Source organism: Bradyrhizobium sp. KZN70725, assembly GCF_055264925.1.
In genome coordinates this window covers 293,170-316,545 of record NZ_JBUYWT010000001.1, presented here as the reverse complement: position 1 = coordinate 316,545, position 23,376 = coordinate 293,170, and the positions used below count along the sequence as shown (strand labels likewise).

Genomic DNA, 23,376 nt, shown 5'->3' with positions numbered 1-23,376 from the left:
ATCGGCGACAGGAGAGAAGTCCGTGGCCCGTATTGCCGGCGTCAACATTCCTACCAACAAGCGCGTCCTGATCGCGCTTCAGTACATCCATGGCATCGGCCAGAAGAATGCGGCCGACATCATCGAGAAGGTCAAGATCCCGCTGGACCGTCGCGTCAACCAGTTGACCGACCAGGAAGTCCTGCAGATCCGCGAAGTGATCGACCGCGACTACCTGGTCGAGGGCGACCTCCGTCGCGAGGTCGGCATCAACATCAAGCGGCTGATGGACCTCGGCTGCTACCGCGGCCTGCGTCATCGCCGCGGTCTGCCGGTGCGCGGCCAGCGCACCCACACCAATGCGCGCACGCGCAAGGGGCCGGCCAAGGCGATCGCCGGCAAGAAGAAGTAAGTTTTGCGAATTGCTAGTGGGGAGTAGCGAATGGAAATTCGCTACTCGCCATTTGCGTTTTGAGGTGTAGCCGCTGGCACTACGGCGGCGTCGAGATCACAGGAAAGGTTTGAAATGGGCAAGGAAGCCACCCGCGTACGCCGCCGCGAACGCAAGAACATCGCCTCCGGCATCGCGCACGTGAATTCGTCGTTCAACAACACGACCATCACCATCACCGACGCGCAGGGCAACACCATTGCCTGGTCGTCGGCCGGCACCATGGGCTTCAAGGGCTCGCGCAAGTCGACCCCCTATGCCGCGCAGGTCGCGGCCGAAGACGTCTCCAAGAAGGCGCAGGAACACGGCATGCGCACGCTGGAGGTTGAAGTGGCCGGCCCGGGTTCGGGCCGTGAGTCGGCGCTCCGCGCGCTGCAGGCGGCGGGCTTCACCGTCACCTCGATCCGAGACGTGACCACCATCCCGCACAATGGCTGCCGTCCGCGCAAGCGTCGGCGCGTTTGATCTGTAAGTCGCGGGCGGCCTCTGGCCGCCCTGCGATGGTTTTTGGAATTGACCGCGCGGACTGATCCGCGATCTCCAACGCCGGGTTCGGCCATTCGATTTGGCCCTGTGACCGGCAAATGGGTGAAACAGTGACGATCCAGAAAAATTGGCAAGAACTCATTCGACCGAACAAGCTGCAGGTAACGCCGGGCTCGGACGCGAGCCGGTTCGCCACCGTGGTCGCCGAACCGCTCGAGCGTGGCTTCGGCCAGACGCTCGGCAACGCGCTGCGCCGCATCCTGTTGTCCTCGCTGCAGGGCGCGGCGGTGCAGTCGGTGCATATCGACGGCGTGCTGCACGAGTTCTCCTCGATCGCCGGTGTCCGTGAAGACGTCACCGACATCGTCCTCAACATCAAGGACATCTCGATCAAGATGCAGGGCGAAGGCCCGAAGCGCATGGTCGTGAAGAAGCAGGGCCCGGGCGCCGTCACCGCCGGCGACATCCAGACCGTCGGCGATGTCACGGTGCTCAACCCCGACCTGCAGCTCTGCACGCTGGACGACGGCGCCGAGATCCGCATGGAGTTCACGGTCACGACCGGCAAGGGCTATGTCGCCGCCGAGCGCAACCGTCCCGAGGATGCTCCGATCGGCCTGATCCCGGTCGACAGCCTGTTCTCGCCGGTCCGCAAGGTCTCCTACAAGGTCGAGAACACCCGCGAGGGCCAGATCCTCGACTACGACAAGCTGACCATGACGATCGAGACCAACGGCGCGATCACGCCGGAGGACGCGGTGGCCTACGCCGCGCGCATCCTGCAGGATCAGCTCAACGTGTTCGTCAACTTCGAAGAGCCGCGCAAGGAAGTCACGCAGGAGATCATCCCCGATCTCGCGTTCAACCCGGCGTTCCTCAAGAAGGTCGACGAGCTCGAGCTGTCGGTGCGTTCGGCAAACTGCCTGAAGAACGACAACATCGTCTACATCGGCGACCTCGTGCAGAAGTCGGAAGCGGAAATGCTCCGCACCCCGAACTTCGGCCGCAAGTCGCTGAACGAGATCAAGGAAGTGCTGGCCCAGATGGGTCTGCACCTCGGCATGGAAGTGCCGGGCTGGCCGCCGGAGAACATCGACGAGCTCGCCAAGCGCTTCGAGGATCACTACTAAGCTTTGGTCATTCCGGACGTCGCGAAGCGGCGATCCGGAATCTCGAGATTCCGGGTTCGGCTCTGCGAGCCGCCCGGAATGACGTCCGGGCGAACGCAGGATGCCCACCTGCAAAACTTGTCGCTGAACCACCGCGGCAGAATTGAAGAAGGAAGAAGTCAATGCGTCACGGCAAGGTTCATCGGAAGCTCAACCGCACCGCCGAGCACCGGCGTGCGATGTTCGCCAACATGGCGGCCGCGCTGATCAAGCACGAGCAGATCGTCACCACGCTGCCGAAGGCCAAGGAGCTGCGGCCGATCGTCGAGAAGCTCGTCACCCTCGGCAAGAAGGGCGGCCTCGCCCTGCGCCGCCAGGCGATTTCGGAGCTGCGCGACGTCGACCAGGTCAAGAAGCTGTTCGACACGCTGGCGACCCGCTACAAGGACCGCCAGGGCGGCTACACCCGCATCATCAAGGCCGGCTTCCGCTACGGCGACAACGCGGCGATGGCCGTGATCGAGTTCGTCGACCGCGACGTCGACGCCAAGGGCCAGGATTCCGGTCCGACCCAGGACAAGGAAGCCGAGGCGGCGTAAGCCCCGCTTCGAGCCAGGTTTTGAAAGCGGCGCCTTCGGGCGCCGTTTTTATTTGTCGGCGTCGCTCCATCCCGGACGTCGTCCTGGCGAAAGCCAGCACCCACAATCGCAAGCGGACGTTGTCGCGACGGCTGGAGGTCGCGCCGTCGCGCAATAACGCGGGCTGGTGGTAATGGGTCCTGGCTTGCGCCAGGACGACGTCGTCTTGTGTACTGTCTTCCTCACGCATCGGTGAGATGCAATTGCGGCGCTGCATGCCGCGCCCGATATGTCCATCGACATCAATGGAGATGACAGATGAAAATCGACCTTTCCGGAAAGACTGCGCTGGTGACCGGCTCGACCGCGGGCATTGGCAATGCCATCGCAAGGGGGCTGGCCGAGACCGGCGCCGAGGTCGTCGTCAACGGCCGCGGTCAGGCCAAGGTCGATGCCGCGATTGCCGCGATCACGAAGGCGGTACCCGGCGCGAAGCTCCGCGGCATTGCCGCCGACGTATCGAGCGCTGCCGGTTGCAAGGCGCTGCTCGCGGCGCTGCCGGACGTCGACATCCTCGTCAACAATGCCGGCATCTTCGAGCCGAAGCCGTTCTTCGACATTCCCGACGAGGACTGGAGCCGCTTCTACGAGGTCAACGTGATGTCGGGCGTGCGGCTGTCGCGCGGCTACATGCAGGGCATGCTGAAGCGCAACTGGGGTCGCATCGTCTTCATTTCCTCGGAGTCCGGCCTCAACATTCCGACCGAGATGATCCATTACGGCATGACCAAGACCGCGCAGCTTGCGATCGCGCGCGGGCTCGCCGAGCTGACCAAAGGCACCGCCGTGACCGTCAACTCGGTGCTGCCCGGACCGACCATGTCCGAAGGCGTCGAGACCTTCGTCAAGGATCTCGCCAAGCAGAACGGCCAATCGGTCGAGGAGGCTGCCTCCAACTTCGTCAAGCAGCACCGGCCGACCTCGCTGCTGCAGCGCTTTGCCAGCACCGAGGAGATCGCCAATCTCGTGGTCTATGTCTGCTCCAGGCAGGCATCGGCGACCAACGGCGCCGCGCTGCGCGCCGAAGGCGGCATCGTCAACACCATCGCATGAGGCCGCATGCCGGCCTATGTGATCTCCGAGGTCGAGATGCGCGACGCCGCGGCGTTCGAGGCCTATCGGACGCAGGCGGCGAACACCATCGCACAATTTGGCGGGCGCTACGTCGTGCGCGGCGGCACGGTCGAGGTGGTGGAGGGCGGTCCACCACCGAACGCGATCGTCATCATCGAATTTCCGACCATGGCGCGCCTGCGCGAATGGTATGCGTCACCGGAATATGCCGAAGCGTTGAAGCTTCGCGCAACCGCGCTGGACCGACGCCTGCTGTTCGTCGAGGGCGTGCCGGCGATCTAGAGCTTTTCCCGTTCCGATGGAATCGGAACGGGGCTCTAGATTCTTGTTTTGGCGCGTTTTCTTCACGCGAACCGGTATCCACTTCGCTCGAAAACGCTCTAGCTATCCCTTCGCGCCGTCGAGGAACTCGCTGAAGCCTGCGGGACGGTAGGGACCGAAGCAAATCTGCTCCAGCACGCCAATTCCGGTCTGGCCGCCCTGGCAGGCGCGGACCACCTGCTGGACGTGCACATTCTCGCGGGCCAGCGGGTCGAGCGTCGATGGATCGAACGACTCGGCGCCGATCTCGAGCTCGCCCTTCCACATGCCCTGGCCCCACTGCGGATGGCCGTAGCCGAGCCCCTTCATCTGGAATTTGAGGATCGGGTCGAGCGCGATGGTCGTGGTGTGGCCGTCGATATCGACGAGGTCGATTTCAGCCGACTGCGCGAGCCGGGTGTGCGGCACGTATTTGACGCGATGCCGCGCGGTCGCCATGCGGCGGTCGAGGCCGTCGACCACGCCGGGAATCTCGGCCTCGCATCGGTAGAGCGGCGCGGTGATGCCCTCGCGGACCAGCGCCTCGCCCTGCGTCCCGTCGAAGAAGATCGTGTGCGAGATGTGGTCGTCCCAGACCAGCGGCGCCCAGAGGAAGAACACGCTCGGCGGCGGCATCGGCGCGCCTCCGACGTCGCGTTCGCCGACATTGCGCACGCCCCAGGAGCGATCCTTGGTGCCGTAGCAGGTGCGATCGTCGACCTTGATCCCGCCGTCGGGGTGGCTGATGACACCGCTCCAGCGGCCGAACTGGTCGAACCGGGTCGAATCCATCGCGCGGCGGCCGCCCGACCAAAGCGTCTGGCGCGCTTCCTGGATCGCGGCGGTGCGCGCGGAGAAGGTCAGGTCGCAGGCGAGGCCCGTCGCATTGTCGTCGAGCACGACCCGGGTCCGCAGCATCGGCTCGAGCACTTCGAGCCTGAACGGACCGACCTGCATCTCGGTGCGCTCGATCGGGGCGCGCCGCGAACCGTAGAAGCAGTGCTGCCGTCCGCCGCGTTCCACGACGCTGAAGGCGCAATCGAGGATCTTGCGGTGCGGGTAGATCGCAATGCCGATCCCGAAATAATACGCGCCGTCGGCGGTGTAGCCGTTGAACCAGGTCCGGTCATAGACATTGCGGTCGCTGGTCGAGGGAACCGCGATCGGCTCCGGCGTCTGGTGGATGGGGAAATCGTCCAGTTTGTTGAGCACGCCGATCCCTTTCGATGTCCTGACGCGTTGTATCCACTTCGCTCGATAGCGCGTCAGTCCTGCCAGTATGAAAAACTGTCGTGGTCCAGGGCTTGCGCGCAGGCGCCGCGGGTCATTTTCAGGAACAGCGCGTCGCCTCGCTCGGAGCGCTGGACGCTGAGCGCGGAGACGACGCCCATCATGATGCCGTGCAGCGTGTAGCGCCGATAATCCCGCCAGCAACGATCCCACTCATAGTCCCGCACGCCGCGCCGGATCAGTTCCGAATGATAGAACCGAACCAGGTCGGCCTCATGAAGACGCCGTTCGATCGGGTCGATGCCGGCCGAGAGGAAATAGGCGACGTCGACGATTCCTGGGCCCACTGTCAGCGTCTGCCAGTCCAGCGTCGCCATCGGATGGGTATTGCCGCGGACGTCGAACAGCATGTTGTCGAGCCGGAAATCCGCATGCTGGAGCGTTCGCGGCGCCGATCGATCGGACTGGTAGCGCAATAGCGCGTCCGGAAGCCGGTCGATCAGATCAAGGAATTCCGGCTCGATCACGCCGCGATATCGCTCCTTGTAGTGACCGATGATGCCGGGCAGCGCCGCGCGAAGGTCTCTGCGCCGGCTTGCGGCCATCACGAAGCATTGCACCGCATCGAGGCTCGGGTCATTCCATCGCGGCGCATGCAACGCCGCGGCCTCGGTCATGGCGATCCGGCTGTCGGCGATCGAGCATCCGGCGAGCTGATCGCCCGGACGTGCGGGCGCGAGGTCCTCCAGGATCAGGGTGAAGTCGTCGGTCGCCGGATCGATTTCGGCAAGAATCGGCCGGGGGGTGTGAATGGCGACGGTGGCGGCCAGCTCGCGATAGAACGCGACCTCGCGGACGTAAAGCGTGTGCGCAGAACCGGAGCGGCGGCTGTCGGGATCTGCGGCAGGGAATTTGCCGACGACGCTCACGGGAGCGTTCGGCTCGTCACCGTCATAGGTCAGTCGAAATCGATAGCTGTCGCCGACGAGGCCATTGCCGACCGGCTTGCAGGCGAGGTCGACGACCCTGACCTCGTCGATCACACCGGCTTCGCGCAGCGCCCGCGTCATCCACTCCGGATCGATCCGCGACGGATCGGCCGTGAGCAAATTCATCGGTTTCCTCCCATCCCCGTGGGCGTCACCACCGCTCCGGCCGCGTCTTGCGCAGTTGGATTGAGGACGGGGTGATCGTTGCGCAAATCATACAGGCGCCGGCGGCTTTGGCAAAAGCCACCCGCCGGCCTGTGGGGATATCATGCCCGGGATGTTGCCCGGGCATGAGGAAGCGGACGTGAGGAGCCTTACCAGCCCTCAAGCACGATCTTGCCGCGTGACTTGCCGCTTTCCAGCAGAGCGTGGGCGCGCTTGAGGTTGGCGGCGTTGATGGTACCGAAGGTCTGGTCGAGCGTGGTGCGCAGCACGCCCTTGTCGATCAGGTCGGCGACATCGTTGAGCAGATGATGCTGCGCGATCATGTCGGGTGTCTGGAACGAGGAGCGCGTGAACATCGATTCCCAGTGCACCGAGACCGCCTTGCCGCGGCGACGTTGAATTCCGGCGGATCGTCGATCAGGCCGAACTTGCCCTGCGGCGCGATGAAGTCGGCGATCGACTTGTAGTGCTGGTCGGTGAAGGTGAGGCTGGCGACGAGGCCGACCGGCGGCAGCCTCAAGCTCTCGATCTGCTCCTTCATCGGCTGCGAGTGGTCGATCACCGCATGGGCGCCGAGATCGCGGCACCACTTTTGCGACTCCGGCCGCGTTGCTGTCGCAACCACGGTCAGTCCGGTGAGGCGGCGCGCAAGCTGGATCAGGATCGAGCCGACACCGCCGGCGCCGCCGGTGATCAGAAGCGTGCGCGGATCGAGGCTCTTGCCCGGCACCGCGCCGAGCCGGTCGAACAGCAGCTCCCACGCGGTGATCGAGGTCAGGGGCAGGGCGGCGGCCTGCGCGAATGACAGCGACGCCGGCTTGTTGCCGACGATGCGTTCATCGACCAGATGAAATTCCGAATTGGTGCCCTGGCGCAGGATCGAGCCCGCGTAAAACACCTCGTCGCCGGGCTTGAAGAGCGAGACGTCGGGCCCGACCGCGTCGACCACGCCGGCCGCGTCGAAGCCGAGGATCTTGTATCCGCCGTCGGTCGGCGCCGCGCGCTTGCGCACCTTGTAGTCGACCGGATTGGCCGAGATGGCCTTCACCGCGACGCGGATGTCGCGCCCCTTCGGCTCAGGCTTGGCGATCTCGAAATCGACGAGCGAATCCGCCGCCTCGATCGGCAGCGATTTTTGGTATCCGACGGCCTTCATGCCTGGTCTCCGTGGTGGGCGATTGCCTGCCGATTAACTGTCGCGCTGGCGTCCATTTGGCAAGTACTGTAAAAACAGGGAACTAGTCCCTGTTTGTATACTATTGGAAAAATACTGCATGAAACGGAAGAATTTCGCGCGCCGGCCGGGCTGCGCGGTCGAGGCGGCGCTCGACCTGATCGATGGCAAATGGAAGGGCGTGATCCTGTATCATTTGCAGGCCGGCACCCAGCGCTTCGGCGAGTTGCGGCGGCGGATGCCCGGCATCACCCAGCGCATGCTGACCAAGCAGCTGCGCGCGCTCGAGGACGACGGCCTCGTGATCCGCAAGGTCTATGCCGAGGTGCCGCCACGGGTCGAGTACACGCTTTCCGAACTCGGCGAGAGCCTGCGCCCGGTGATCGATATTCTGAAAGCCTGGGGCGAGGGCCATCAGGAGCGGCTGTCCTGCGCGCCGGCGCCGGAGGTCATTGTGAAGAAGTCGAAGCGCGCGGCCTGAAAGCATGTTCGCGCGACGCGCTCCGCTTCACCTCGCCCTGCGTGCGGGGAGAGGCATAGGCCGCCTACGGCGGCCGTTCTCAAGAACGCCTAAGCGGTGCTTCGGCTATGACGCATCGTCAGATGCGTTCCGGGTGAGGGGGAGCCTCAGCAAGCGCAGCTGCTGCCGAATACGCGGAGAGGGCCCCTCACCCCAACCCTCTCCCCGTAAGAACGGGGAGAGGGAGCGCGGCGCCGTCCTGGTCAATATTCGACCGATCTCATTCAGCTAGAAACGCGTGAACCAAACGCTCGATGAAAACGGCCGGAGCGATGCCCCGGCCGTCTATGAGTTGGTCTCAGCTCCGATCAGATCAGAACGCAACCTGCGTGCGCAGCGCGACCGCGTCGAACTTCGAACCGACGTCCGCAGCCGAGGTCGCCGAGGCCTGCTTGGCGATATCGCCGTGCAGATAGTTCAGCATGAAGCGGACGTTGTTGTTGACGTACCAGTTCAGCGCGGCGGTGTAGACGGTCTGCCGTCCACCCGCGATGCCGACCGCCTGCGCGATCTGATCGTTGAGGTCCATCGTGCTGACGCGGCCGGCGATTTCCCAGGCGCCCCAGCCGCCGCCCGCGAGCGAGAACGGATCATGCGGCTTGATCCCGCTATAGGAGGCCGTCGCCGGGTTGTAGGCGTGGTTCTCGCCGGTCAGCACATAGCCGACCTGCGCGTAACCGCCGTCGAACTTCAGGCTCGGCGCGCCGAACGGCGGCAGTCCGGTGTTCGCGGAGCGGTCGACATTGAACCAGTAATATTCGCCCTGCGCGATGAACGGGCCATAGGTCGCCGCCGCCTCGACGCCGTAGACCTGCGCGCCGGAGACATTGGCGATCGCACCGGTCGAGATCAGCGTGGTCGGATCGATGCGCAGCTCGGGCCGGTCGCTGAGCGTGAGCGTCTGCGCCTGCGTGAGCTGGTTGCGCGGCGGCTGCACCAGCCATTCCGCATCGGCGCCAATGTGCACCGAATAATTCTTGCCGCTGATCGGATTGCCGGCGACGCGGATGACCCCGCCATACTGCTCGGACGTGCCGGCCGGCGAGGCGGAGGACGCGGAGTGGATGGCGCCCGACGTCGGTCCGGTGACATAGCCGCCGATCCAGAACTGGTCGTTCCACCAGCGGGTGCCGGCGGCCGAACGGAAGTCACCGGCGGCGATGTTCTGTGCGATGATGCCGACCGAGGCGCGCTCCATGAACAGGATGTCGTTGGAGCTGGTCGCTTCGTCGAGTGTCCACGGCACGTCCATGATGCCGCCTTCGATCGCCATCTTGCCGCCGAACGGCTTGAAGCCGGTGTAGCTCAGATACGCGTTCTCGATGCCCGAGGTGCCGCCGCCGGGCAGCGATCCCGGCGCCGCGCCGCCGAAGCCGTCGGACGAGCCGCCGAAATCGTAGATCAGCGAGTAATTCCAGTCACCGAAGAACTTGCCGACGATGCCGATGCGCGCGCGGCGGACGTTCTCGCCGCTGTCGAGCTTCTGCGGTGAGGTGCCTGCGGTGTTCGGGCGATAGTCGTAGCCGCCGACATCCCAGTGCACGCGGCTCGTGATCGCAACGCAGTTCTGTTCGTCCGCGGTGCAGATCGTCGGCCGGTTGTTCGGCATCGTCACCACGACGCCGGACGGCGCGACCGGGCCCTTCACCGGGATCGCGGCGTTGGCGGTCGCCACCCGCGCGGCCTTGGCATCCGCCGCCTTCGCATTGGCGTTTGCGCTGGCTGCGCTTGCGGTATTGGCGTTGGTCTGCTTCTGCAGTTTGTCGAGCTTCTGCTCGAGCATCTTCAGCTGCTGCTTCAGCAGCGCGATCTCCGCATCGCTGCCGCCTCCGGCCGATTGCGAATAGGCCGGCGAGGCGGCAAGCGCCCCTGCCAGGCCTATGGCGATTGCACTGACTTTTGTTGCACCCATTGTGCACCCCCGTTGTGTTTGAATTCCCCACTCACTCACTGAACGGTCCTAGGAGCGTATCGTGACTGACGCACGACAGTGCTTCCGGGCATCGCAGTTCCGCTTGTGGTCCGCAGGCAACAAGCGGAGCGGCGCAGCGAGATGACAGCCATCATAGAAGCTTGGCGGCGCGCTTCAACGCGGCCGCTGCGGGTTGTGCACCGGTACGGCGGGGGGGCCAGTTATCCGGCCGGGCGCCCTTCAATTGCCCGGCAAACACGCCTATATTCCGGCGTTTCCACGAGAGGTGAGAATGCTCCGACCTGTCCGCTTTGCTGCCGTATCCGCTCTGTGCACGTTGGCCTTCATGGGGAATCTTTCCGCAGCCGCGGCCCAGGACCGCCGCGTGCCGTCCTCGCAGGCCGAGCTGCAATTGTCCTATGCGCCGATCGTGCAGCGGGTGCAGCCGGCGGTGGTCAATGTCTACGCCGCCAAGACCGTGCAGAACCGCAATCCATTTCTGGATGACCCGATTTTTCGCCGGTTCTTCGGCGTGCCGGGACAGCAGCCCGAGCAGATGCAGCGCTCGCTCGGCTCCGGCGTGATGGTCGATGGCTCCGGCCTCGTAGTCACAAACAATCACGTGATCGAGGGCGCCGATCAGGTGAAGGTCTCGCTCGCCGACAAGCGCGAATACGAGGCCGAGATCGTGCTGAAGGACAGCCGTACCGACCTCGCGGTGCTGCGCCTGAAGGACACCAACAAGGAGAAGTTCGCGACCCTCGACTTCGCCAATTCCGACCAGCTGCAGGTCGGTGACGTCGTGCTCGCGATCGGCAATCCGTTCGGCGTCGGCCAGACCGTGACGCACGGCATCATCTCGGCCCTGGCGCGCACTCAAGTCGGGATCACGGATTATCAATTCTTCATTCAGACCGACGCCGCGATCAATCCCGGCAATTCCGGCGGCGCGCTGGTCGACATGACCGGCCGGCTCGCCGGCATCAACACTGCGATCTTCTCGCGCTCCGGCGGCTCGCAGGGCATCGGCTTTGCGATCCCCGCCAACATGGTGCGCGTCGTGGTGGCCTCCGCCAAGAGCGGCGGCAAGAATGTGAAGCGGCCATGGCTCGGCGCGCGGCTGCAGGCGGTGACGCCGGAGATTGCCGAGACGCTCGGGCTGAAGCTGCCGTCTGGCGCGCTGGTCGCCAACGTCGCGCCGAACAGCCCGGCGGCGAAGGCCGGACTGAAGCTCTCCGACCTGATCGTCGGGATCGACGGCACGCCGATCGACGATCCCAACGCGTTCGACTACCGCTTCGCGACCCGTCCGCTCGGCGGCAACGCGGAGATCGAGGTGCAGCGCGCCGGCAAGCCGGTGAAGCTCACCATACCGCTGGAGACCGCGCCCGACACCAACCGCGACGAGATCGTGCTGACCGCGCGCTCGCCGTTCCAGGGCGCGAGGGTCGCCAACATCTCGCCGGCGCTGGCCGACGAACTACATCTCGACGCCGGTGCCGAGGGCGTGGTGGTGACTGATCTCGCCGGTGACGGCACCGCGGCCAATGTCGGCTTCCAGAAGGGCGACATCATCCTCGCGGTCAACAACGAGAAGATCGTGCGGACCAGCGACCTCGAGAAGGCATCGAAGACGGGGACGCGGGTCTGGCGCATCACGCTGGTGCGCGGCGGCCAGCAGATCAACGTGACGCTCGGCGGATGAGCCCCAAGCAACCGCGAGAGGCCGGCAACCTCTTTGCTGCGGCGGGGATGGAGCAGGACGCGCCGCACCCGCTGCCGGACCGGCTGCGTCCGCGCACGCTGGCCGATGTCGTCGGCCAGGATCACATCCTCGGCCCTGACGGCGCGCTGACGCGGATGCTGGAGACGCGCACGCTGGGCTCGCTGGTGTTCTGGGGACCGCCCGGCACCGGCAAGACCACGGTGGCGCGGCTTCTGGCCGACGCCACCGAGCTGCATTTCGAGCAGATCTCCGCGGTGTTCTCCGGCGTCGCCGATCTCAAGAAGGCGTTCGATGCCGCGCGTGCCCGCCGCGAGACCGGCAAGGGCACGCTCCTGTTCGTCGACGAGGTGCATCGCTTCAACCGCGCGCAGCAGGATTCCTTCCTGCCCGTGATGGAGGACGGCACGGTGGTGCTGGTCGGCGCCACCACGGAGAACCCGTCCTTCGAGCTCAACGCGGCGCTTCTGTCGCGCGCCCGCGTGCTGGTGTTTCACTCGCTCGATACGGCGGCGATCGAGAAACTGTTCGCCAATGCCGAGAAGATCGAGGGCAAGCCGCTGCCGCTCGATGCCGAAGCCCGCGCCGTGCTGGTGCGGATGGCCGATGGCGATGGCCGCGCCTCGCTGACATTGGCCGAAGAGGTCTGGCGCGCCGCCCGCAAGGGCGAGGTGTTCAACGCCGAGCAGTTGCAGGCCATCCTGCAACGCCGGGCGCCGATCTACGACAAATCGGCCGACGGCCATTACAATCTGATCTCGGCGCTGCACAAGTCAGTGCGCGGCTCCGATCCGGATGCGGCGCTGTATTATCTCGCGCGCATGTTCGATGCCGGCGAGGATCCGCTGTTCCTGGCGCGGCGCGTGGTGCGCATGGCGGTCGAAGATATCGGCCTTGCCGATCCGCAGGCGCTGGCGGTGTGCAACGCCGCCAAGGATGCTTACGATTTCCTCGGCTCGCCGGAGGGTGAGCTCGCGATCGCGCAGGCCGTGGTCTATCTCGCCACCGCGCCGAAATCGAACGCGGTCTACACCGCGTTTGGTGCTGCGATGCAGACCGCAAAGCAGGGCGGCTCGCTGCTACCGCCGAAGCACATTTTGAATTCGCCGACCAAGCTGATGAAGTCGGAGGGCTACGGCTCCGGCTATCAATATGATCACGACATGCCGGACGCATTCTCCGGCCAGGACTATTTCCCGGAAGCGCTGGGCCGCCAGACCTTCTACGATCCGCCCGACCGCGGCTTCGAACGCGAGATCCGCAAGCGGCTGGATTACTGGCAGCGGCTGCGCAAGGACCGGGGCGGGAGCTAGGGCAAGACGAGATTGGGCCGTGGTCGCGAATAGCGCACGTTCCCACCTGCGGCGCGGGCAGGGAACGCTTGCGTAACTTCGGAATATTAGAAATATATTCCTGATTTGCCCGACGTGTCAAGTTGCTTGGTGCCACGCCGATCGCCGCCGGCTCCTTTGCATGGGGTTGTTTTCGATATTTTGCCAGCGCCCGCTGCGACGGCCCATAACCTCATATTGCGCTCGCGCGTCACTTGACGCTCTTCACGAACTCCAAAATCTCGTCCGTCAGCCGCGTGTCCGGCGTGTTGATCGCATAGACCTCCGACATGTGGCTGTGCTGCGGCAGCATGAAGCTGCGGGCGCAGCCGCTCGGCCGCTTGCAACTGGCCTGCTTCATGAGCTCGAACTGCTCGACGAAGCGCGGCGGATCGAGCTCGGCCGCGGTGATCAGGAACGGGATCGGGCTCGCGACCAGCCCTTGCAGCGAGGAGCGTTCGGCATAGCGCGAGGGGTCGGAGCCGTAATAGGCGAGCTCGGCGTCGCCGGCCGGCGAGGCGGTCAGATCATAGATGCCCGACACCATGATCGCGCCGGCAAGTCCGCCGCCCTTCACCTTGTGGAATTCGCCATGGGAGACATAGCTCGCGACATGGATCGCGCCGGCCGATTGGCCCATCAGGAAGATGCGCCTCGGCTCGCCGCCGCGGGAGGCGATGTTTTCCGCAACCCACTGCACGATCGCACCCATGTCCTCCGGGCCTGCCGGCCACGGAAAGGCCGGCGCGAGGCGATAGGTGGCATTGACGCCGACGAAGCCGTTCTTGACCGCCCACAGCATGATGTTGTCGTAGAACGGGCTGCCGGGCGCGCGCTTGTTGCCCGCGACGAAGCCCCCGCCATGGATGTAGATCAGCACGGGTCGTGCGGGCGCCGCCGTCTCCGGCGTGAACACGTCGAGCAGATGTCGGTCGGCGGGGCCGTATTTGAGGTCGCGCTCGACCTTGACGCCCTGATAGGGCTCCTTCTGTTGCAGCGGCGCGTAGAGTGCAGCGGTCTTGGGCGGGTCGATGACGCGGCCGAGTTCCAGGAGCTTCCAGGCCAGATCTTCCGGCATCGCGGCTTCGGGCATCGGACTTTGCTGGGCGAGCGCAGGGTCCGTGAGCATCAGGGCCGCCGCCAAAGCCGATATCGCCAGTCTCATTCCAGGGCCCCCGTCGATTGTCGTATGCGGCCGAACATGGCCGATGTTGCACCGGATTCACACCGATTTCGCCGTGACGATTCGCGGCATTTGCGCTAGGCACAATGCAGGTCTGGAGCCGAAAAATCACCATGAGCCGCCGCATCAAGAGAACTACATCGCCGGGCGACCGCGCCAAAGGGCGCGACAAGGGCCGCGACCGGGACCGCGCCGGCGATCGCGGCAAGGATCGTGGTAAGGATCGTGGGAAGAGCGGATCGGCGGAGCGCACCCGCAAGCCGGACGATCGCAAGTTCGGTGAGCGCAAGTCTGGAGAGCGTCCGTTCGCGCACCGGGCGTCCGCAAAGCCGCCGCGCTTTGCCGAGTCGCGTCGCGACCGGCAGGAGCGGGCTGAGCCCGCCGCTACGAAGCCCGCGGCCGAGCAGCCGCTGCCGACCAAGGTGCAGACCGTCGTCGTCACCGCCGACGAGAACGGCATGCGCGTCGACCGTTTCCTCGAGGCACGCTTTCCCGGCCTGTCGTTCTCCCACATCCAGCGCATCGTCCGGAAGGGCGAACTCAGGGTCAACGGCAAGCGCGCCGATTCCAAGGACCGGCTGGAGGAGGGCCAGAGCGTGCGCATCCCGCCGCTGCGGCTCGACACGCCGAAGACATCAGGCACGCTCTCCGAGGCCGAGGCGAAGACGCTGCAGGCGCTGAAGGACATGACGCTGTACGAGGACGACGACGTGCTGGTGCTGAACAAGCCGGCCGGTCTCGCCGTGCAGGGCGGCTCCGGCATGACGCGCCATGTCGACCAGATGCTCGAGGTGATGCGCGACGCCAAGGGGCAGAAGCCGCGGCTGGTGCATCGGCTCGACCGGGAGACCTCCGGCTGCCTTCTGGTCGCCAAGACGCGTTTCGCTGCCACGCACCTCACCGGCGCATTCCGCCATCGCTCCGCGCGCAAGATCTACTGGGCGTTGGTCGCCGGCGTGCCGAAGCCGAAGCAGGGCCGCATCTCGACCTATCTCGCCAAGGAGGAGAGCGAGGAGGACAGCATCATGCGGATCGCGGAGCATGGTGACGAGGGCGCGAGCCACGCCGTGACCTATTATGCCGTGGTCGAGACCTCGGCGACCAAGCTCGCCTGGGTCTCGCTCAAGCCGGTGACCGGCCGCACCCATCAATTGCGCGCCCACATGGCGCATATCGATCACGCGATCGTCGGTGATCCCAAATATTTCAACAAGGAGAACTGGCAGCTGCCCGGCGGCCTGCAGAACCGGCTGCATCTACTCGCCCGCCGCATCGTGATTCCGCACCCGAGGGGCGGCGTGATCGATGCCACCGCGCCGCTGCCGCCGCACATGCTGCAATCCTGGAATCTGCTCGGGCTCGAGGCCGACCGCTTCGACCCGATCGAGAACGCGCCCGAGGAGTGACGGTCGGGCGCCGATATCCGGCGCGGACAGCAACAACGATCAAACGGCTCCGCGCTTTGCGGCTATCCTCGCGCGCCGGCCTTTGCCGGCCTGCAACGGAGACTCTCCATGATCGGCACCTGGCTGCGGGTCATGCTTTTCCTGATCAGCTCAGCTGTCGCCGCGGTGACGGCACAGGCCGAGACCATCGTGCTCCGCGGCGGCACGCTCTACGCATCGGCCGATGCGCAAGCGCTGCCGGATGCGGTGATCGTGATGACCGACGGCCTCATCAGCGCGGTCGGCAAGTCCGGCGACATCCAGGCGCCGCCGGATGCCCGCGTGATCGATTGCAGCGGCAAGACCATCGTCGCCGGCTTCTGGAACAGCCATGTCCATTTCACGCAAAAAGTCTGGCGCAACGCTGGCGCAGCGCCGGCCGCAGCGCTGACGCAGCACATGCAGGAGATGCTGACGCGCTGGGGTTTCACGACGGTATGGGATCTCGGCTCCGATCCGAGCGACACCTTGCCGCTGTGCAAGCGCATCGCCGCGGGCGAAGTCGCCGGCCCCAACATCCTGCTCGCCGGCAATATCTTCCCGAAGGGTGGGCACCCCGTCTACATCCCTCGCGAAGTGCAGCTTCCTGAGGTCGCAACGCCGGAGGAGGCCACGAAATGGGCGCGCGACTGGCTCGCCATGGGTGAGGACGGCATCAAGCTGTTCACCGGCGCCTTCATGGGGGACAAGCCCGTCGTCAACATGGACCCTGCAATCGCCAAGGCGGCTGTCGACGTCGCGCATGCGCAGGGCAGGCCGGTGTTCGCACATCCGCAGGACAAGGTCGGCGTCGAAACGGTGATCGAGTCCGGCGTCGACGTGCTCGCGCACACCACGCCCGGCGAACCCAGCTACACCGCGGATCAGCTGGCGCGGTTCAAGGCACAGGGGACTGCGCTCGTTCCCACACTGTCGCTGTTCACCACCGTGGTGCTCGATCCGAACGTCACCAACCGTCTGGTGGCCTCGACCGTCAACCAGCTCAAGCAGTTTTCGGAGAATGGCGGCACGGTGCTGTTCGGCACCGATGTCGGTTTCACCACGGTGTACGACACCACGCAGGAATTTCAGCTGATGCACTGCGTGTTGTCGGAGCGGCAGGTGCTGGCCTCGCTGACGACCAATCCGGCGCGGTTCTTCAAGGCCGCGAAGAAGGGACGGGTCGAGCAGGGCTTCGACGCCGATCTCGTGGTGCTCGACGGCGATCCGCTCGGTGACGTCGGCAATCTTGCGAAAGTGAGCAGCACGATCCGTGCCGGTCACGTGATCTACCAGAAACCGTGACGAGGGCGGGGAACTCGCATCTCGGGGGGCGTTGACGCATGGTGCGTTCACTTGAACCGTTGCTGCCGCGTCACGACATATAGGCTATGAAGCGATCCCTGATTGTTGCCGGCGTTCTGCTCTGGGCCATGGGCGCGGCAAGCGCGCAAATCCTTGCGCCCGGCCGCTCGACGTGGGATCCGCCGGTCCCTCAACCCCCACCGCCGCCGCGGATCGAGGTGCCGGCGATCCCCAGGATGGACGCGCCGACGCAGCCGAGCCTGCGTTCGCGGCCGCGCAGCTCGTTCGGCGACCGCGTCAGCCGGTGCCTCGACGAGGCCGCCGCCGCCGGCCTGAACCAGGCCGAGCGTGCCGCCTATTCGCGATCCTGCGCCAACCACCGGGATTAGGGCAGGGCGTGGTCTGCTAGACAAGCCTTGCTGACGCATGGAAGGAATTGTCGTCGCGCCGGCGCGAGTACGAACAGGCAAGCGGCATCGGCCGGCGGAGCCGCGGCGATCCGGTTCAAGGCTGTCGACCGTGCGAATCTGTCTGGCTATCCAAACGGACCGCTTTGATTTCGTCTCATGATCTTGAGCGTGAGCAGGGCCGCCCCGAGCACGAGAAGCAAGACACCGACGACAGTTGTGCTTGTCGATTCGAATGTCACACCGACTGCTGTCAGCAAGCAGCCTACAACGATAGCAATAAGCCCACCAAGCTTCTTTACCAACAGAAGCTGTCCGTCGCTTGCGCGCGCCACCATGATCAACCTCACTCTGTAAGTGATGCGGTCATTCCACCGTCGCCGCGGGCCGGTGTTGCTTGGACAAGCGGCGGGCTCACATCCGCACACGATGATCGTACTCTCGCGTGCCAATGATGGAAATCGCTCGTTGCTGCCATGATGACTTCTCTTTTGATTCAATTGCGCCGCGGGCGATTGGACAATCTTGCTTACCTAGCCGCGCCGAAACGTCGCATGACTATATCGAATGTGCATCGCGCAACGGCGCTGCGATTCCGCGATACGCAATGCGTTCAGCGCATTTGTCGTAAAGTGTTCTGGACCAACGCAAGCATTGCAAAGGCTGTGGGAGTGGATCGTTGACTCCGTGGTTTTTTGGGCGCCTACTTCTGGTTGCCGACTAGAAGACCTGAAGCAATAAGGTCGAAATCCGGAAGGACAGCCAATGCGGCCGCCTTCGATCGCGGAACAAGCGGAGCGGCCCTACATCTCGACCGGGCACTTGCCCGAACCCGAGATGGTGCAGGAGCTCGTGTCTCAAGCGCATCAGCGCTTCAAGTCGAACAGCGAAGGGACCAATTCGCAGGTTTATCCGGCCCTGGCCAGGGTGCGGAGTGAACTGTTCGGCGTCTGCGTGGCCGGCACCAGCGGACGTGTCTACGGCGCGGGCGATACCGAATACGAATTCTCGATCATGAGTGTATCGAAGCCATTCGTATTCGCATTGGTGTGCGAGGCCATCGGCCCTGAAGAGGCTCGTGCAAAACTGGGCGCGAACGCGACCGGGCTGCCGTTCAATTCACTGGCGGCGATCGAGCATGGAGCCGGGCGCACCAACCCCATGGTGAACGCAGGCGCGATCGCGACCACAAGCCTTGTGCCGGGCTCGAGCGCTGACGAGCAATGGCGGTTCATCCATGACGGTCTCTCGCGCTTCGCGGGCCGCAAGCTTTCGCTCAACGAGGAAGTCTACGCATCGGCATCCAAGACCAATTTTCGCAATCGAAGCATCGCGCGGTTGCTGGAGAGCTACGACCGGATCTATTGCGACGCCAGGCAGGCGACCGATCTCTACACCCGGCAGTGTTCGCTGAATGTGAGCGCCAGGGATCTCGCCGTGATGGGTGCGACGCTGGCCGACGGCGGGGTGAACCCCGTGACCCGGCAGCGGGTGGTCGATGCGGCCGTGTGCCACTATGCGTTGGCGGTCATGGTCACTGCTGGACTGTACGAGACGTCGGGCGACTGGCTGTACGACATCGGTCTGCCCGGCAAAAGCGGCATTGGTGGAGGCATCGTCGCGGTGTCTCCAGGAAAGGGTGGTTTCGGCACTTTCGGGCCGCCACTGGATGCGGCCGGCAACAGCGTGCGAGGGCAGCTCGCCGCGAAGTTCCTGTCGCAAAGACTGGGCATGGATCTGTTCGTGTCCCAACCGGACGAGTGAACAAGAGGCACTGAAGATCGGTCGAGCCGTGGCCCGATCGATCGCAACGTCGGGCAGGTTGGAGGACGCGATGGCAACGCAAGCAATCTCGATCGGCGACATTCATCAGGAAGAGCGCGCATCATGGGTGCCCATGGTCGCGATTGCGTTCGGCCAGATGATCATGTCGTTCAACGTCGCGTCGTTGCCGGTTGCGATGGGGGGAATGGTGGCCAGCTTCGGCGTGCCGCCGACCACGGTCGCGACTGGAATCGTGGCGTACTCGATGCTTGTCGCCGGGTTCGTGATGCTTGGCGCCAAGCTCGCCCAAAGGTTCGGGGCGGTGCAGGTATTTCGCGGTGCCGTCGTGCTTTTCCTGATAGCGCAGATTGCGATGACGTTCAGCCCTACGGCCTCCGTCATGATTTCCGCTCAGGCGCTTTGCGGCGCTGCGGGCGCGGTGATCGTGCCCTCGCTCGTCGCGCTGATTGCCGAGAATTATGCCGGACGCCAGCAGGCGACGGCCCTTGGCGCGTTGGGCTCGGCGCGGGCTGCCGCCGGCGTGCTGGCATTTGTCGTCGGCGGGTTGCTCGGCACCTATATCGGCTGGCGCCCCGCGTTTGGAATTCTCATCGTTGCCTCGGCGATCGCTTTCGCTCTGAGTTTCCGCCTGCGGCCGGACCACGGTCGCCCGGATGTCCAGATCGACATGATCGGGGTCGCTCTTGCCGCGAGCGCGATCATCTTCATCAGCTTCGGCTTCAATAATCTGAACAGTTGGGGCGTGATCCTGGCGACCCCTAACGCGCCATTCGACTTGCTGGGCGTCTCGCCGGCACCGGTCCTGATCGTGCTTGGCATAGTGCTCGGGCAGGCATTCCTGATGTGGACGCATCGCCAGCAGGCCGCGGGGAGGACGCCTTTGCTGGCGTTGGAGGTGATCGATTCGCCGGAGGAGAGGTGTGCGGTCTACGCGCTGTTCGCGGTCGTGGCGCTCGAGGCCGCGCTGAACTTCACGGTGCCGCTCTACATCCAGATCGTGCAGGGACGTTCGCCAATCGCGACGGCGATCGCGATGATGCCGTTCAATCTGACCGTCTTTCTCTCGGCGATGCTGATCGTCAATCTCTACGACAAGCTGACGCCCCGCCAGATCGGACGCTTCGGCTTTGGGCTCTGCACCGTTGCGTTGCTGTGGCTCGCGTTCGTCGTGCGCAACGACTGGAGCGAGATTCCCGTTCTCCTTGGCCTCGTGCTGTTCGGTATCGGCCAGGGCTCGCTGGTGACACTGCTGTTCAACGTTCTGGTCACTGCTTCGCCCAAGGCGTTGGCGGGGGATGTCGGGTCTTTGCGCGGAACCACGCAGAATCTGGCGGCTGCCGTTGGCACCGCGGTGGCCGGAGCTCTTCTGGTCGGTCTTTTGAGCACGATCGCGCTCGGCAGGATCGCGGCCAGTCCGGTGCTGACCAAGGAGCTTCAGAGCCAGGTTGATCTCGGCAACATCACTTTCGTCAGCAATGATCGGCTGCGCAGCGTACTCGAAGGCACGAGCGGTACGCCACAGCAGGTCGAGGAAGCCGTCCGGGTCAACACCGAAGCGCGCCTGCGCGCTTTGAAGATCGGGTTGCTGATCATGGCCGGCCTCGCACTGCTTACGGTCATTCCCGCGGGACGGCTGCCGAATTATCGGCCAGGCGAAATACCGGACGACGGAGCGACCGGCGAGGGCGAGCGATCGGCCTGATCGGACGTCGGGCGCCGCGGGGCAAGAAGGTCTCTGCAATAACCAGGTGCCAGATATGGATGAACTCGACCGTCGCATCGTGCTCCGGAGAATGCTTGGCGGCGTCGCAGTCGCTGGTCTCGGAACCGGCTTGCTGATGCAGGCGGCCAAGGCGCTGCCAGTCGCCCCCGAAGATGCCCTCGTCGCGAAGACGGATGATCCGGAGCGGCCGCTTCATATGGTCGTCGCCCGGCCACCACCGCGCCCGCGTCCTCCGCCACCGCGCCGCCGCCGCTGGACCTGTTGGTGGCACAGAGGTCGCCGCCGCTGTGGATGGCGCTGGTGAGGGCAGGCACAAGCTCCGGCGGCGCGAGTGGCGCGGTTGCGCGGCCTGGAATGCGCGACCGTGCCATGGCTGCCAGGGATCAAGGAGGACGACATGGCTACCTATGAGAACAGTCCCACGATGCTCCGCGGCCTGCCTGGCCCGCCTTTATGGGTCTGCGTTCTGCTGGGCCTCGTCATGATCGCCGCGGGCCTTCTGGTGCTGGGAGATGTCGTGCTTTTCACCGTGATCAGCGCCATCTTTATCGGCTGGACGGCCATTGTTGCCGGCGGGTTCGAAATCCTGCACGCCTTCTGGACCAAGGGCTGGGGTGGATTCGTGTGGCAGCTTCTGCTGGGGGTGCTCTACCTTGCCTGCGGAATCGTTCTGCTCAGCCAACCGGTGGCGAGCGCGCTGCTCCTGACCTATGCCCTCGGTCTCATGCTTTTGGTCTCAGGGATTGTGCGCATGCTGGTCGGCATCGGCCATTGGCAGCAGTCCGGCTGGATCATGCTGGCATCCGGGCTGTTTGGCGTTCTGGCCGGCCTCATCATTCTGACGGGATTTCCGGCGACCGGGCTGTGGGTGCTCGGGCTGCTGCTGGGGATCGATCTGCTGTCTCATGGCATCGGATGGCTGACTTACGCTTTACAGCCTGCCGCCAGAGCGGCTCAATAGGCCGTCGATCCTCTAGGGAGCAGCAGAACTCTCATTAATCGTCTGAAATCAAATCGGCTCCTCGCGACATCAATGACGGTCTCGCGCGATGCGCCATCGGCGGAGAGTGGACATGTCAGGTTTGAGGAAGGGCGTGAGAGTTTCGGCGCTGGTTGCGTCGATCGTGATGAGCCTCGTCGCCTTGCTGCCCGCGCAAGCTCAGCAGAATGGCGACGTGCTGTTTCAGAACGTGCGAATTTTCGATGGCAGGAATGGCGCGCTGTCCGGGCCGTCCAATGTGCTGATCCGGAACAACAAGATCGAGAAAATTTCGACTGGGCCGATCGCGGCCGACGCTCAGGTGATTGCCGGCGACGGACGGGTGCTGATGCCCGGGCTGATCGACGCGCACTGGCATGCACTGCTGGTACGCCCGACGCCGGCGGCCGTGATGGCCAGCGACATCGGTTACATCAATCTTCTTGCGGCCGCCGAGGCAACGGCCACCCTCATGCGCGGCTTCACCACCATTCGCGACATGGGCGGGCCGGCCTTTTCCCTCAAGCGCGCGATCGACGAAGGTCTCGTCGCCGGTCCCCGCATCTACCCATCCGGTGCCATGATCACCATCACCGGCGGCCATGGCGACTTCCGGCCGCTGTCCGATCTGCCCAGAACAATCGGCGGCATGCTCAGCCGCATGGAGAGGATAGGCGGCGCCATGGTCGCGGACAGCCCGGATGAAGTTCGCGTGCGCGCGCGCGAGCAACTCATGCAAGGGGCTACGCAGGTCAAGCTCACGGCGGGCGGTGGGGTGGCGTCGCCGTTCAGCCCGCTCGATGTGTCCACGTTCACTGAACCGGAGTTGCGCGCCGCGGTCGAGGCTGCGGAGAACTGGGGTACTTATGCCGTCGTACACGCCTACACGCCGGTCGCGATCCAGCGATCGATCGCAGCGGGGGTCAAGTGTATCGAGCATGGTCATTTGATGGACGACGCGTCGGCCCGCCTGATGGCCGAGAAGGGAATTTGGCTGAGCACCCAGCCCTTCCTCGATATGTCGGGAGCCAGCGCCCTTGGACCTGCGGAGCAGGACAAGATGCGGCAGGTCGTTGCCGGCACCGACAGGGTCTACGGCTTTGCGAAGAAGTACAAGTTGAAGACGGCATTCGGTACCGACGTGTTGTTCTCGAAAGCGCTCGCTGACCGGCAAGGCGCCATGCTGACGACCCTCACGCGATGGTACACGCCGGCTGAAGCGCTCATCATGGCGACATCGACGAATGCCGAATTGCTCAGTCTGTCCGGGCTTCGAAATCCATATCCAGGCATGCTGGGCGTGGTGGAGGAAGGCGCGTTGGCCGACCTTCTGCTGGTCGATGGCAATCCAATCGACAACATCAAGCTGATAGAGGATCCGGCGAAGAATTTCCTGGTCATCATGAAAGATGGGAAGGTCTACAAGAATCTTCTTGGTGGTGACCGGAACAGGTAGGCGGACATAGTCACAAGGCGGGCCAAGCGGCAG

The 23,376-nt window shown here is 64.6% G+C and carries 20 protein-coding genes and 1 pseudogene; 16 read left to right on the top strand and 5 right to left on the bottom strand.

What is annotated here, in order from left to right; translation table 11 throughout:
• Window positions 1-22: 22 nt before the first annotated feature.
• From rpsM to ACZBJS_RS01600, 6 genes are all read left to right on the top strand, one after another.
• A complete protein-coding gene (rpsM, locus tag ACZBJS_RS01625; protein ID WP_057019544.1) occupies window positions 23-391 on the top strand; it encodes a 30S ribosomal protein S13 in 369 nt (122 codons plus the stop codon).
• A 114-nt stretch (window positions 392-505) separates the two neighbouring features.
• Window positions 506-895, top strand: a complete 390-nt coding sequence (gene rpsK, locus ACZBJS_RS01620) for a 30S ribosomal protein S11 (protein ID WP_006021048.1) — start codon at window positions 506-508, stop codon at window positions 893-895.
• 119 nt (window positions 896-1,014) lie between these two features.
• Window positions 1,015-2,046 carry a DNA-directed RNA polymerase subunit alpha gene (locus ACZBJS_RS01615; RefSeq protein ID WP_035631062.1) on the top strand — a complete coding sequence of 344 codons (1,032 nt, stop codon included), beginning with the start codon at window positions 1,015-1,017 and terminating at the stop codon, window positions 2,044-2,046.
• 161 nt (window positions 2,047-2,207) lie between these two features.
• Window positions 2,208-2,624 carry a 50S ribosomal protein L17 gene (rplQ, locus tag ACZBJS_RS01610; RefSeq protein WP_028339307.1) on the top strand — a complete coding sequence of 139 codons (417 nt, stop codon included), beginning with the start codon at window positions 2,208-2,210 and terminating at the stop codon, window positions 2,622-2,624.
• Between the two features lie 297 nt (window positions 2,625-2,921).
• A complete protein-coding gene (locus ACZBJS_RS01605) occupies window positions 2,922-3,716 on the top strand; it encodes an SDR family NAD(P)-dependent oxidoreductase (RefSeq protein WP_225160333.1) in 795 nt (264 codons plus the stop codon).
• Window positions 3,717-3,722: 6 nt separating this feature from the next.
• Window positions 3,723-4,019, top strand: coding sequence for a DUF1330 domain-containing protein (locus tag ACZBJS_RS01600; protein WP_316396707.1), 297 nt, complete (start codon window positions 3,723-3,725; stop codon window positions 4,017-4,019).
• A gap of 102 nt (window positions 4,020-4,121) precedes the next feature.
• On the opposite strand, the gene ACZBJS_RS01595 is transcribed toward ACZBJS_RS01600, so the two are convergent.
• From ACZBJS_RS01595 to ACZBJS_RS01585, 3 genes and pseudogenes are all read right to left on the bottom strand, one after another.
• Window positions 4,122-5,249, bottom strand: coding sequence for an Rv3169 family protein (locus ACZBJS_RS01595; protein ID WP_463438285.1), 1,128 nt, complete (start codon window positions 5,247-5,249; stop codon window positions 4,122-4,124).
• A gap of 53 nt (window positions 5,250-5,302) precedes the next feature.
• Window positions 5,303-6,382 (bottom strand): phosphotransferase, encoded by a 1,080-nt coding sequence (locus tag ACZBJS_RS01590; protein ID WP_316396710.1) that lies wholly within the window; start codon window positions 6,380-6,382, stop codon window positions 5,303-5,305.
• A gap of 188 nt (window positions 6,383-6,570) precedes the next feature.
• Window positions 6,571-7,577, bottom strand: a pseudogene (locus ACZBJS_RS01585) (zinc-binding alcohol dehydrogenase family protein).
• Window positions 7,578-7,695: 118 nt separating this feature from the next.
• On the opposite strand from ACZBJS_RS01585, the gene ACZBJS_RS01580 reads away from it, so the two are divergent.
• A complete protein-coding gene (locus ACZBJS_RS01580) occupies window positions 7,696-8,076 on the top strand; it encodes a winged helix-turn-helix transcriptional regulator (RefSeq protein WP_057019538.1) in 381 nt (126 codons plus the stop codon).
• A gap of 352 nt (window positions 8,077-8,428) precedes the next feature.
• On the opposite strand, the gene ACZBJS_RS01575 is transcribed toward ACZBJS_RS01580, so the two are convergent.
• Window positions 8,429-10,027: an OprO/OprP family phosphate-selective porin gene (locus ACZBJS_RS01575; protein WP_057015490.1), complete on the bottom strand. Its 1,599-nt coding sequence runs from the start codon at window positions 10,025-10,027 to the stop codon at window positions 8,429-8,431.
• A gap of 346 nt (window positions 10,028-10,373) precedes the next feature.
• Between ACZBJS_RS01575 and ACZBJS_RS01570 the strand changes: the two genes are divergently transcribed.
• Window positions 10,374-11,732, top strand: a complete 1,359-nt coding sequence (locus ACZBJS_RS01570; protein WP_092090135.1) for a DegQ family serine endoprotease — start codon at window positions 10,374-10,376, stop codon at window positions 11,730-11,732.
• Window positions 11,729-13,063, top strand: coding sequence for a replication-associated recombination protein A (locus ACZBJS_RS01565; protein WP_057015492.1), 1,335 nt, complete (start codon window positions 11,729-11,731; stop codon window positions 13,061-13,063). Before ACZBJS_RS01570 ends, ACZBJS_RS01565 begins: the two co-directional genes overlap by 4 nt.
• Before the next feature lie 229 nt (window positions 13,064-13,292).
• Here ACZBJS_RS01565 and ACZBJS_RS01560 read toward each other — a convergent pair whose 3' ends face one another.
• Entirely contained in the window at window positions 13,293-14,210 is a 918-nt protein-coding gene (locus ACZBJS_RS01560; RefSeq protein ID WP_245311280.1) for an alpha/beta hydrolase, read from the bottom strand.
• Between the two features lie 167 nt (window positions 14,211-14,377).
• On the opposite strand from ACZBJS_RS01560, the gene ACZBJS_RS01555 reads away from it, so the two are divergent.
• The 7 genes from ACZBJS_RS01555 to ACZBJS_RS01525 all read left to right on the top strand — a co-directional run bounded on the left by ACZBJS_RS01555 (window position 14,378) and on the right by ACZBJS_RS01525 (window position 23,343).
• Window positions 14,378-15,670 (top strand): RluA family pseudouridine synthase, encoded by a 1,293-nt coding sequence (locus ACZBJS_RS01555; protein WP_076831710.1) that lies wholly within the window; start codon window positions 14,378-14,380, stop codon window positions 15,668-15,670.
• Between the two features lie 108 nt (window positions 15,671-15,778).
• On the top strand, window positions 15,779-16,993 hold the full coding sequence (locus ACZBJS_RS01550; RefSeq protein WP_076831358.1) for an amidohydrolase family protein: 1,215 nt from the start codon (window positions 15,779-15,781) through the stop codon (window positions 16,991-16,993).
• Between the two features lie 86 nt (window positions 16,994-17,079).
• Window positions 17,080-17,382 carry a hypothetical protein gene (locus ACZBJS_RS01545; protein WP_076831355.1) on the top strand — a complete coding sequence of 101 codons (303 nt, stop codon included), beginning with the start codon at window positions 17,080-17,082 and terminating at the stop codon, window positions 17,380-17,382.
• A gap of 783 nt (window positions 17,383-18,165) precedes the next feature.
• A complete protein-coding gene (glsA, locus tag ACZBJS_RS01540; RefSeq protein ID WP_253623756.1) occupies window positions 18,166-19,164 on the top strand; it encodes a glutaminase A in 999 nt (332 codons plus the stop codon).
• A gap of 70 nt (window positions 19,165-19,234) precedes the next feature.
• Entirely contained in the window at window positions 19,235-20,887 is a 1,653-nt protein-coding gene (locus ACZBJS_RS01535; RefSeq protein WP_194295394.1) for an MFS transporter, read from the top strand.
• Between the two features lie 418 nt (window positions 20,888-21,305).
• On the top strand, window positions 21,306-21,869 hold the full coding sequence (locus tag ACZBJS_RS01530) for an HdeD family acid-resistance protein (RefSeq protein ID WP_076831697.1): 564 nt from the start codon (window positions 21,306-21,308) through the stop codon (window positions 21,867-21,869).
• A gap of 166 nt (window positions 21,870-22,035) precedes the next feature.
• Window positions 22,036-23,343, top strand: a complete 1,308-nt coding sequence (locus ACZBJS_RS01525; RefSeq protein ID WP_316396785.1) for a metal-dependent hydrolase family protein — start codon at window positions 22,036-22,038, stop codon at window positions 23,341-23,343.
• The last annotated feature ends 33 nt before the right edge of the window (window positions 23,344-23,376 follow it).